Raw genomic sequence first — 11,291 nt, 5'->3', positions numbered from 1 at the left:
ACAAACCACCGGCTTAGCCGGTGGTTATGATTTGATACAATGTATTTATGAAAACCGTTAAAAATACATCATCATTAACTAAATAACTATACACTAGTTAATGATACAATTCAACTAAGATTAAACTTTAATACAGAATTATATATCCAATCTGAGCGTCTATTGTTCCCTGGCTATCATTTGCAAAATATTTTGGATAATATCCTCCATCTTGATAAACTGTAAACACAGATAGTCCTGTGTTCTGAATATTATTAATTTCTTCTAATGTCAAAACCTTTGATTTTGATTCCCCAACATTTCCTTTTTCTTGTAGATTCTTAGGAGTAGGAAAGGTCCTTCCGATGACCTCTGTGTGCCCGAATGTGTATTACTCCTCCTCCTAATAATAAAAATACATATTATTGAATAAAAAATCCTAGATTTTTATTAATTTTTTTAAATTATTTTATTCGAAATAATCAACTGTCCACTTTACTGCTATTCCTGTTTTTTCGTGGTAGAGGATTCCGTCGCAATGAGGCCAGTTTTCTTTTCCCATTTTCTCCTTTGCTTCTTCATAGTCTTTTTTCTTGGCTATTTCTATTGTGCCTGGGATATGGCTTGGTCCCTTATCAATGTAGACCACATCTTCTTCGTAGCCAGGAACTTCTTCTAGCTTGTGACTGAAGTCCTTTAGTCCTTTTTCCTGAGCCAGATAAAATAGTTCTTCCATTATGAAATCATAATTTTCTTTTCTCTCATTAGCAAACATTAATTTGCCAGCGATTTCATCGTCATTCCTAGCCATTTTTTTAATTGAAGGTCCATAGCCTGCCCCATCCATAGCTTCAATCTTTTCATCGAAGACAAAATTTTTATCATTATCTAAAACATATTGGATTTCCATGGGAATAGTATAGCCAGATACTTCATTAAAAATTCCATTATTATAGGAATAATTTGCATTATTTACAGATGCAAGAAAAATTAACTTGCCATCTTCAAAGAAGTCTTTAACTAATTGAGTGCAATAAATTTGGTAGTCACCAGGGTTCTTCATAGTTTCAATATTTTGAACTTGATTTGAAATTAGAAGTCCTAGGGCCTTGTTCCTTAAATTTTCTTTTGACTCAAGAATTTTAGATTGGTCGTCTGTAAACTCTTCGTTGTGAAAAATATTATCTTGACTCTCTCTTGCTAGCTTAACTTCTCTGGATTCGGAAGAAACTATTACATCGCCCAAGTTATCCTCGATCTTATCTATTGTCTTATCAGATAAACTTGTGTCCTTAAAAATTTTTTTGTAGTCACTGTCACTTAAGCTGCCAATAATTTCTGATTTAGGAAATTTTTCACCAGACTCACCAGCATTTTCCCTAGCAATAAAAAGTTTTATATTGCTATTACTTGTCTCAGTTTTTCCACTTTCTTCGACTTTATTTTTTTCTTCAGAATTCTTATCTTCACTAGAATTTTTATTTCCTCCACAAGAGGATAAAAACAAAATTCCTATCAAGGCAAGAATAATAATTTTAAATTTTTTCATGTCGTCCTCCTTTAATTTAATATTATAATAAAGTTTAATTAATGACAACAGAAAATAGAGCATTAGAGCCTTAAATTATGGTATAATAATTGTAATTTTATTTAAGGGGGAAATTATGAGAGCCGTTATAACCGTAGTAGGTAGTGACAAAATTGGTATTGTATATGAAGTAGTAAAAAAGATGGTGGAATTTGACCTAAACATTGTTGATATTACACAAACAATTTTAGATGATTACTTCACAATGATTGTTATTGTTGATTTGACTAAGATGAACGTTGAGTTCCAAGAAATTGTAGACGCTTATGAAAAACTTGGAGAAGAGCTTGGACTTTCTATAAGAGTTCAACACCAAGGTATCTTCGACAAGATGCACCAAATTTAAGGAGCAGACATGGATAGACAAAGAATTTTAGAAACTGTAAGAATGCTGGACCAAGAGAACCTAGACATTAGAACAGTTACTCTTGGAATATCACTTCTAGATTGTATAGACAAGGACGGAGATGCTGCCCGCAAGAAGATCTACGACAAGATCACAAAATATGGCAAGCACCTAGTTGAATATGCTGATGAAATTGGCCACAAGTATGGGGTAGAAATTGTAAACAAGAGGGTTTCTGTTACACCAATTGCCCTAATCGCTGGTGCGACTGATGAGAAGGACTACATAGAATTTGCAAGGACTCTTGATGCTGCTGCAAAGGAAATTGGTGTAGACTTTATTGGTGGTTACTCTGCCCTTGTTCATGGAGAAATGACTCCTGCTGATGAAATTTTAATTAATTCCATCCCAGGAGCTCTTGCTGAAACAGAAAAAGTTTGCTCTTCTGTAAATGTTGGTACAACAAAAAATGGTCTCAACATGGACGCAGTTAAGTTAATGGGAGAAAAAATTGTAGAAACTGCAGAGTTAACTAAGGAGGCAGACTCCATTGGATGTGCAAAGCTTGTTGTATTTGCCAATGCAGTAGAAGACAATCCTTTTATGGCAGGTGCCTTCCACGGTGTTGGAATGGGGGATGTAGTCCTTCATGTTGGAGTTTCTGGCCCAGGAGTTGTCAAGTACGCCCTAGAAAAAGTTAGGGGAGAAAGCTTCCACGTAGTTTCAGAAACTATTAAGAAGACTGCCTTTAAGATTACAAGACTTGGAGAATTAATTGGCACTGAAGTTGCCAAAAAAATTGGAGTTCCCTTTGGAACAATTGACTTGTCCCTTGCTCCAACTCCAGCAATTGGAGATTCTGTTGCAAGAATCCTAGAAGAAATTGGAGTTGAATTTGCAGGTGGTCACGGAACTACTGCAGCCCTTGCCATGTTAAATGATGCAGTTAAAAAGGGTGGCATTATGGCATCTGACCATGTTGGTGGCCTATCTGGTGCCTTTATACCAGTGAGTGAAGACGAGGGAATGATTGAAGCTGCAAGAAATGGTCACATTGGTCTTGATAAGCTTGAAGCCATGACTTGCGTATGCTCCGTTGGTCTCGACATGATTGCAATTCCAGGAGACACAAAGGCAACAACTATTGCTGCAATTATTGCTGACGAAGCTATGATTGGAATTATAAATCAAAAAACTACTGCTGCTAGACTTGTTCCTGTAATTGGAAAGGGTATTGGAGACGAGGCAGTTTTCGGTGGCCTACTAGGATCTGCTCCTATTGTACCAGTTCACCCAGGAAGTGCTGATAGGTTTGCAAACCGTGGTGGCTATATACCAGCACCAGTTCACAGCTTTAAAAATTAAAATTAAAATAAAAATAAAGAAAGAGGTGTGCTATGAATAACAATTCAAAGGACATTGAAAAATTAACCACAGAGAACACTCAGTTTAATAGAGAGATTGGAGTCTTTGGTGGAGTAAGTATTATTGGCGGGATTATGATAGGGTCAGGTATCTTTTACCTAGGTTCCTATGTTCTACAAAGGACTAATATGAACTCTGGCCTTGCTCTTATTTGTTGGATTATCGGTGGACTTATTACCTTATTTGGTGGCCTCTGCTATGCAGAACTTGGTACTGCCATGCCAAAGGCTGGTGGAAGAATTGTCTACCTAAACGAAGCCTACCACCCAATAGTTGGATTTATATCTGGTTTTACTGACTGGATAGTTGGTGGGCCAGGTTCTGTTGCCGCAGTTGCCATTGCCCTTATGTCAGTTTTCAAAAGTTTCTTTGAAATTTCTGATTTTGGAATTAAGATGGCAGCCATAACTTTGATAATTGTCTTAACTATCTACAATATGTTTGGAGTTAAGGCTTCATCAATATTACAAAACCTATCCATGGTGGCAAAACTTGTTCCTATTGGTATTGTAATGATCGCAGCCCTCTTTGTAGGTAAGGTTAGTCCAGACTTGAGCCTTACAACAGCCCTTGAACACTCAAGGACAAGTGACACAAATATCTTTGGCATGATTGCCATAGCAGTTGTTGCAACTCTTTGGGCCTACGAAGGATGGACTAACTTAAACACAGTTGCAGAAGAAATTAAGGATCCTCACAAGAACCTGCCTCTAGCCCTTATAATTGCTATTGGTGGAATTACAGTTCTTTATACTTTATTTAACTTTGCTATTATGAAGGTTATCCCTCATGAAGAAATTGTTGCAATGATAGATGGTGGAGACCTATACCTTGGAACAGAAGTTGCCAAGAGGGTATTTGGAAATGCAGGACTTATTATAGTAAGTGTGGGTATGATCCTTGCCATGTTTGGTACTCTTAATGGACTTATACTTGCCCAACCAAGGATGTATTATGCCATGGCAGTTGAAGGTCACTTCTTCAAGTCATTTGCCAAACTTCATCCAAAGTACAGGGTTCCAACAGCACCAATGATTGTACAATGCGTATTCGCTTGCCTACTTGTACTTTCATCAAACCTTGATCAACTTACAAACATGGTTGTAATAACAGGAATGATTTTCTCAGTTCTTACAATTTTATGTGTGCCAATATTAAGAAAGAAATATCCTAAGATTGAAAGACCTTACAAGGTTTGGTTCTACCCAGTGTCTGTAGTTATTACAGCCCTAATCTTTGCAGGACTTGTTGTCCAAGGTGCAATTGAAGACCCAATAACAGGACTAACTGGACTTATAGTGCCAATCCTTGGTGCAATCACTTATATGATTTTTGATGCAAAACTTAAAAAAGAGAAAAACGAGGGATAAGATGAAAAAATTATTTTACAATGGAAAAGTTTATGTCAATAGAGATGAATTTCAAGAGGCAATCTACCTTGAAGGGGAATTTATAAAAGAAGTTGGTAAAACAGAAGACCTTGTAAAAAAATATGACCAAGATGATGTAGAAAAAATCGATCTTGAAGGAAGAACAGTTATACCTGGTCTTAACGATTCCCATCTTCACTTTATGCAATTTGGCGAAAGCATGAACCAAGTTGACATCGAAGGAGTTGAATCCATTGAAGAAATGATCGAAAGATGCAAGGACTTCATGGAAAAAAATCCCAAGAGATGTGAAAAGGGTATCCACGCTATTGGTTGGAACCAAGACTTCTTTAAGGGAGACAAGAGGATACCAAATCGATTTGACTTAGATAAAATTTCTACAGAAATCCCCATAGTTCTTGAAAGAGTTTGCGGCCACATAGTTTCATCAAACACAAAGGTTATAGAAATTCTTGGGCTTACAAAGGACAGCCCACAATATCCTGACGGCGAATTTTTGATTGGCGATGACGGATACCCATCTGGGGTTTACACAGCCAATGCCTGTAACTTTGTCAAGGACGTAATACCTGACTTCACCCTTGAAGAAAGACGTGAAATGCTAATAGAAACTATGGACTATGCAGTATCTTGTGGACTCACATCAGTTCAATCCAATGATGTAGGTACAACTTTTATGAATGGACCTGTGGCCTTTGACCTCTTAAAGGATATTTATAAGGAAAACAAAAAAATTAGATACAGACACCAAGTTTGCTTTAACGACTTTGGAGAATTTGAAAATTATTTGACTGACGGAGAATACTCTAAGAAGGACAAGGAGTATGATACAAATTACTTAAAACTTGGACCCTTGAAGTTATTTAAGGACGGTTCACTTGGTGCAAGGACTGCCCTAATGCGTGATGGCTACAATGACGACAAAGATAACCACGGACTACCTTGGATCAAGGACGAAGAGATGAGAAAGTACGTAAATCTTGCATCAGAAAATGACCTTCAAGTTATAACTCACGTTATTGGGGACAAGGCCATTGAAGATACAATAAAGTGCTATGAAGATGCCTTTGTTGATGGAGAAAACAAACTTCGCCACACTCTTGTTCACTGCCAAATCACTGACAAGGGATTAGTTGAGAGGATAGCAAGAGATGACATCTGCGTAATGGCACAGCCAATCTTCTTGGACTACGACATGCAAGTTGTAGAAGACAGGTGTGGCAAGGAACTTGCATCTACATCCTACGCTTTCAAGAGCCTAAAGGACCTTGGAGCCCACGTTGCCTATGGAACTGATGCTCCAGTAGAAAACTTAAATCCTTTCCCAAATATTTACATGGCTGTAACTCGTAAGGACAAGAAGGGAAATCCTGAAGGAGGCTTTTATCCTCAAGAGTGTGTGGACATCTACGAGGCCATTGATGCCTACACAGTGGAATCTGCCTATGTAGAATTCCAAGAAGACATCAAGGGAAGGATCAAAAAAGATTTCTTGGCTGACTTTGTAGTCCTAGACGAGGACATCTTTAAAATTGACCCAATGGAAATAAAAGATATTAAGCCAAGGATGACAGTTGTTGGCGGAAATGTAGTTTACAAGAGATGAGATAAGATGACTTTAGAGATTAAGGGAATAGAAAACTTGGACAATAGAGAAAGACTTGACTACATGGTGGACTTTGGCAAGGCCACAATAAAAACTGAAGACGACATGATTGCCATGATGGCAAATATTTCTTCTATAATTTTTAATGTAGTGGAAGACCTAAACTGGGCAGGCTTTTATCTTGTGAAGGAAGACCAATTAGTCTTGGGACCCTTCCAGGGACTTCCTGCTTGCACGAGACTTGCTGGAGAGGGAGTTTGTGTGGCAGCCTGGAAGGATAAAAAAGTCATGAGGGTAGAAAATGTTCATGACTTTCCGGGACACGTTGCCTGTGACTCGGCATCTAATTCAGAATTAGTCTTGCCAATCCTTGTTAAAGATGAAGTTATAGGAGTCTTGGACCTAGACTCACCAAGCCTAGGCCGCTTCACAAGTCTTGAAGAAGAAAAATTTAGAGAACTTGTGAAGGCCATGGAAGAAGAATTATCTAAATAAATTTGAGGAGGTTGAGCCTCCTCTTTTATTTTGTCCAAAAAAATTATAAAAATATTTTTGATCTTGAGATAAAATATTTTTAAAAGCAAAATGTAAAAACAATAAAAATTGCAGTTATTACTCATGAAGATATTACCACAAAAAATTAGAATGGAGTTAGAAATGAAATACTTAACATTATCAAACATTATTATATTTGTTGGAATTTATATTTTTGCAAGTTCTATCCTGAATAGAGATAAGAATAAGAAAAAATTTTTGGGAATCATCCTGACAGTCTTGGGCTGCATCTTAAAGTTTTTGAATTTTTAAAATTTAAAAACAAAATCACATATCTTTAAATATTTATAAATGAATTGAATAAGGGATTGACAATTTCTAACTTATTTCTTAATCTACTTACATAAAAAAACTAGGTCCTAAGACCTAGTTATAAATTAAAATTTATTTATCTTCTGAAACTATTTTATAAATTGCGTCAGAAGATTTTCTTTTTTTCTCGCGAATTGTGTCATCTTTTGCGTAGCCTATTGCTATAACAAGTCTAATTCTAGACTTGGTGCCAAGGTACTTTTGGAGTTTTTCTTCGTCGAACCAACCCATTATGCAAGTTGAAAGTCCAAGGCTTGTGGCTTGTGCTGTAAAGTAGGCTACTGAGATTCCAATATCAATAGACTTGTAGTCTTGATCCTTTACAGAGGAACCAATCTTGGCAGAAAGATTGTAATTTTCTTCTGTAACTACTGCAAAGGTATTTACGTCCTTGGCGAAGGAATTCATCTTGCCTAGTTGCAAGAGGTCTCTAACATTTTTGGCTTGGTCACCCTTTACGATGTAATAAAAATAAGGCTGGGCGTTGCAAGCAGAAGGCGAAAGCTTCATGGCTTCAAGGCAGGCATCAAGCTTTTCAGCTTCAACTTCTCTATCTGGGTCATAGTCCCTACATGACTCTCTATTTTTTGTATTTGATCTCTCAACAATTATAGCCTCTACATAAAATTGAATAAAGATTTAAAATAATAATTGACAAAAATTAAATAAGGTAGTATTCTCAAGTTGAAAAATACTAATGAAAAAGTTTACAAGATAGGGGTTTAGCCGTGGATATTATGGACTTTAAATATTTGGAATATATGTACGATATTAGCGATTTTTTCATAAAAGTTCAAAAGGCAGGAGAACCTTTTGTTTTTGCCTAAATATAATGTCAGCTAAAATACTAAAACTACAAGAAATGAAGGCTAACGAAAGTAAAGTAGTTTCTAGAAAATCTAGTCAAAGCAATAGTTGCAATACTAGAAGTTCAATAAGCATTATGTGCAAATAATTATTACTGATATAAACGATAGTGTATACTATTACTTGAAAGGCTAAAAAGTTAATAGTTATTGCTTGTGATTAGCCTTGAATTACGAAAGAAACTATTAAACAGTAAGACCTCCTTAAAGTGAAATATAATTTTAGGAGGTCTTTTATTACAAATGGAGATGATTATATGGATGTTATTAATGTAAAAAATCTTTTTCATTCTTTTGATGGGAAAAATTATACTTTAAAAGATATATCTTTATCATTAAAAAAAGCCGAGTCAATTGCAATTATGGGACCTTCTGGTTCAGGAAAGTCTACTCTTCTTTATTGTTTATGTGGAATGATAAGGGCTAGTAAGGGAGAGATTTTATTTTTAAACAAAGATATTAGAACACTTTCCTCGAAAAAGTTAAATGAATTGTATAGAAAAAATTTTGACTTTATATTTCAGGATATTAACTTAATTCCTGTCTTAAATGTAGAAGAAAACATTGAGTTGAAAAATAGTCTTATCAAAAAAAGACTAAATATGAAAGAATTAAAAGAAACTTTGGATCTTTTAAATTTAAGTGGTAAAGAGAAGTCTTATCCAGCAGAATTGTCTGGTGGTCAACGACAAAAAGTTGCCATAGCCAGGGCCCTTTTATTTAAACCAGACCTTATTTTTGCAGACGAACCTACAGGGGCACTGGATACCAATTCTTCTTACAATGTTTTGAAGGAAATGAAAAAGCTGAATGATATAGGTACAAGCACTATAGTTGTAACACACGACCCTAACGTAGCGATTCAAATGGACAGAGTACTATTTTTGCTTGATGGTCAGATTAGTCAAGAAATTAATAAGCCAAGCATCGGAGAGATTTTAGAAATTTTTACAGATCTTGAAGAAAACAAGAAATTAGGAGGGAAAGATTAAGATGAAAGTAAAAATTGCTATAAGGATGATTTGGAAAAATAAGCTAGTTAACTTATGGATGTTTTTATCTATGACCTTAATCTCTATAACTCTAAGTTTAACATCTGCGTGGTATTTGGCTACATTAAACCCAAATAATGATTTAATTTTTTCTACATTTAATAGAAAAAAAAATAATCTTATACTTGGAGATATAGTGAATGGATCTCAACTTCAATTTTTAATGATTTTATTTTTTGGATTTTTACTTTTAATAGGGACAATTTATTTTTCAATAAAGCAGGAAGATAAAGATTGGGCTCTTTTAAAACTTAATAGTCTAAATAATAAGGAGATTATTGAAATTCTTTTATTTAGAACTTTAATTTTAAATATTATAGCTTCGATTCTTGGAATATTTTTGTCTAGATTTTTTATAAAAGCTTATGTAAAGTTTTTCTTTTATTCTATTTTCAAGCCAGGATATGATAGTCTTTTAATGGTTAATCTAAGACCAGGATTACAATCTAGCGTAATAAGTTTATTAGCTATTTTTGTTATGGTTATTATAGCAAGTTTAACAGCAAGCATAAATGTTATAAAGACAAGACCTATAGATCTATTTATTAAATCAAACGAGATAGCAACTCTTAGCAAGAGAAATATTATTCTAAGAGCTATTATTGGTTTAATATTATTTTTCATATTTCTATATTATACTTTAATTAAGCCGGTAGAAACAGGGACTATAATAGATATTCAAGGAGTTGGAGCTTTAGCGATAGCTCTTGTTATAATTGTGGCCCCTATATTGATTCCAAAATTTTCTAGTTTAATAGCAAAAGTCTTGGTGTTAAAAAATTCGGCATTAGCTTCTTATTGTAGAGGTCGAGTTTTAATGAATACACAAAAAAATCTTTCGCTTGCCACACCCATTCTTTTAGCAGTTATAATACCTTCAATTTTTGCACTTTTTTCAGAGGCAAGTGTAGTAAGGATGAATAGAGAGTATAATGCTCAAAATAAGAAAATGGGAGAAGGGATATATGCCATTATAAATCCAACAAAAATAGATGCTTATGCTCAAGAAAAGCTATTAGAGATTAAGGGTACACAAGATTTAATAATTACAAACACTTTAAGCTATTATGATGCTGCAGAAGATGATCATTATGTAGGAGTTAATTACATCAATGATAAGAGTCTTATGGTTAATTTAGACCTCGAGGCAGGAAGTATAGATGATATATCTAAAAATAAGATTGGTGCAAGTAATGATTATGAACTTGGAGATGAAATAAAAATTACATATTATAATGGAGAAGAGAAGACATATGAGGTAGTTGCAGTTTTTGGATCCGTACCGTATCTTCTATTGCCTAAAATATATCTTGACTACAATACTAATGAATTTTTGCCAGGTCTCGACAAGATAAACAATAAGATTTACATAAATAACTTAAGTCTTGGAAAACTCGAATTGGAAAAGGAAGTTCTAAAAATTTTACCTAATGCGAGAGTTTTAAAAGGTTCAGAAGATGTAAATGAATATTTGAAAAATTTTTCTAATCATGAATTTGAAACAATAAAATTTCTTTATTTTCCTTGCATGATTTTAGCATTAGTAATTATTGCTCAAAACATAATATCTTTAATTTCTTTTAAAGAAGATGATTTTAAATTATTATTTAGAATGGGCTTTACTAGAGGGGAAATAATTCTAGAAAATTTAGTAGAAATTCTGGCTACTATTTTTTCCGCCGATATTATGATAATTATGGTAATTTCTATAATGTTGGTTAAATTTACCAAGGAATTTAGTATAAATGAAATTACTATAGGAGCAAATCTTCCAATTAAAGTGTGTCTATATTTAAATATATTTTTTATTATAATATGTATCTTTATTACTGTAATAGTTTGTTTGTTGAAGACAGAGAAAACTAAAATGGTGGATAGGCAAATTTAAAAGGCTTGAATATTATGAAAATTACAGATTTATTGCAAATAGAGGTAAAAAAGTTTGTTTTTTTGATAATTATATATATACTATATCCAGCTATGGATATAGTGGCTGCATTGCAGCTAGCAACAAGTGTAGATATGCCTATTGTAGGCAATGTATTCTCCTTTATTAGATATTTAACAATAGCTATGTTTTTTAATATTTACGCCAAGCTTGGTGCCAAGAACACCATTGAGGCCTGCAAGATTGCCCTTGAGATGGGCTATCTCAGGCCCCTTATGTAATA

Annotated in this window: 12 protein-coding genes; 9 read left to right on the top strand and 3 right to left on the bottom strand. The window is 34.3% G+C overall.

Annotated features, from left to right (window positions below):
- Positions 1 to 127: 127 nt before the first annotated feature.
- Together HMPREF3023_RS09310 and HMPREF3023_RS01475 are read right to left on the bottom strand one after the other, a co-directional pair.
- Complete coding sequence (locus tag HMPREF3023_RS09310) at positions 128 to 274, bottom strand: hypothetical protein (RefSeq protein WP_197720997.1); 147 nt, start codon at positions 272 to 274, stop codon at positions 128 to 130.
- A gap of 174 nt (positions 275 to 448) precedes the next feature.
- A complete protein-coding gene (locus HMPREF3023_RS01475; protein ID WP_070700086.1) occupies positions 449 to 1,528 on the bottom strand; it encodes a hypothetical protein in 1,080 nt (359 codons plus the stop codon).
- A 115-nt stretch (positions 1,529 to 1,643) separates the two neighbouring features.
- Here HMPREF3023_RS01475 and HMPREF3023_RS01470 point away from each other — a divergent pair, with 115 nt between their 5' ends.
- From HMPREF3023_RS01470 to HMPREF3023_RS09425, 6 genes are all read left to right on the top strand, one after another.
- Entirely contained in the window at positions 1,644 to 1,913 is a 270-nt protein-coding gene (locus HMPREF3023_RS01470; protein WP_070700085.1) for an ACT domain-containing protein, read from the top strand.
- A gap of 9 nt (positions 1,914 to 1,922) precedes the next feature.
- The gene (locus HMPREF3023_RS01465) at positions 1,923 to 3,278 is read left to right on the top strand and encodes a PFL family protein (RefSeq protein WP_070700084.1); all 1,356 of its coding nucleotides are present in this window, start codon (positions 1,923 to 1,925) and stop codon (positions 3,276 to 3,278) included.
- A 32-nt stretch (positions 3,279 to 3,310) separates the two neighbouring features.
- Positions 3,311 to 4,708, top strand: a complete 1,398-nt coding sequence (locus tag HMPREF3023_RS01460) for an APC family permease (protein ID WP_070700083.1) — start codon at positions 3,311 to 3,313, stop codon at positions 4,706 to 4,708.
- Position 4,709: 1 nt separating this feature from the next.
- Positions 4,710 to 6,335, top strand: a complete 1,626-nt coding sequence (locus HMPREF3023_RS01455) for an amidohydrolase (RefSeq protein ID WP_070700082.1) — start codon at positions 4,710 to 4,712, stop codon at positions 6,333 to 6,335.
- Between the two features lie 6 nt (positions 6,336 to 6,341).
- The gene (locus tag HMPREF3023_RS01450) at positions 6,342 to 6,830 is read left to right on the top strand and encodes a GAF domain-containing protein (protein ID WP_070700081.1); all 489 of its coding nucleotides are present in this window, start codon (positions 6,342 to 6,344) and stop codon (positions 6,828 to 6,830) included.
- A gap of 162 nt (positions 6,831 to 6,992) precedes the next feature.
- Positions 6,993 to 7,142, top strand: coding sequence for a hypothetical protein (locus HMPREF3023_RS09425; protein ID WP_019125285.1), 150 nt, complete (start codon positions 6,993 to 6,995; stop codon positions 7,140 to 7,142).
- Between the two features lie 132 nt (positions 7,143 to 7,274).
- On the opposite strand, the gene HMPREF3023_RS01445 is transcribed toward HMPREF3023_RS09425, so the two are convergent.
- Positions 7,275 to 7,811, bottom strand: a complete 537-nt coding sequence (locus HMPREF3023_RS01445; RefSeq protein WP_070700080.1) for a nitroreductase family protein — start codon at positions 7,809 to 7,811, stop codon at positions 7,275 to 7,277.
- 514 nt (positions 7,812 to 8,325) lie between these two features.
- Here HMPREF3023_RS01445 and HMPREF3023_RS01440 point away from each other — a divergent pair.
- From HMPREF3023_RS01440 to HMPREF3023_RS09520, 3 genes are all read left to right on the top strand, one after another.
- Positions 8,326 to 9,060, top strand: coding sequence for an ABC transporter ATP-binding protein (locus HMPREF3023_RS01440; protein WP_070700079.1), 735 nt, complete (start codon positions 8,326 to 8,328; stop codon positions 9,058 to 9,060).
- A 1-nt stretch (position 9,061) separates the two neighbouring features.
- Positions 9,062 to 11,008, top strand: coding sequence for an FtsX-like permease family protein (locus HMPREF3023_RS01435; protein ID WP_070700078.1), 1,947 nt, complete (start codon positions 9,062 to 9,064; stop codon positions 11,006 to 11,008).
- A 62-nt stretch (positions 11,009 to 11,070) separates the two neighbouring features.
- Positions 11,071 to 11,289 carry a hypothetical protein gene (locus HMPREF3023_RS09520; protein ID WP_210400901.1) on the top strand — a complete coding sequence of 73 codons (219 nt, stop codon included), beginning with the start codon at positions 11,071 to 11,073 and terminating at the stop codon, positions 11,287 to 11,289.
- Positions 11,290 to 11,291: the final 2 nt, after the last annotated feature.

The organism is Peptoniphilus sp. HMSC075B08 (assembly GCF_001815405.1).
Taxonomy (GTDB): domain Bacteria; phylum Bacillota; class Clostridia; order Tissierellales; family Peptoniphilaceae; genus Peptoniphilus_A; species Peptoniphilus_A harei.
The sequence above is the reverse complement of the archived record's forward strand: the minus strand, read 5'-3'. Positions and strand labels throughout refer to the sequence as shown.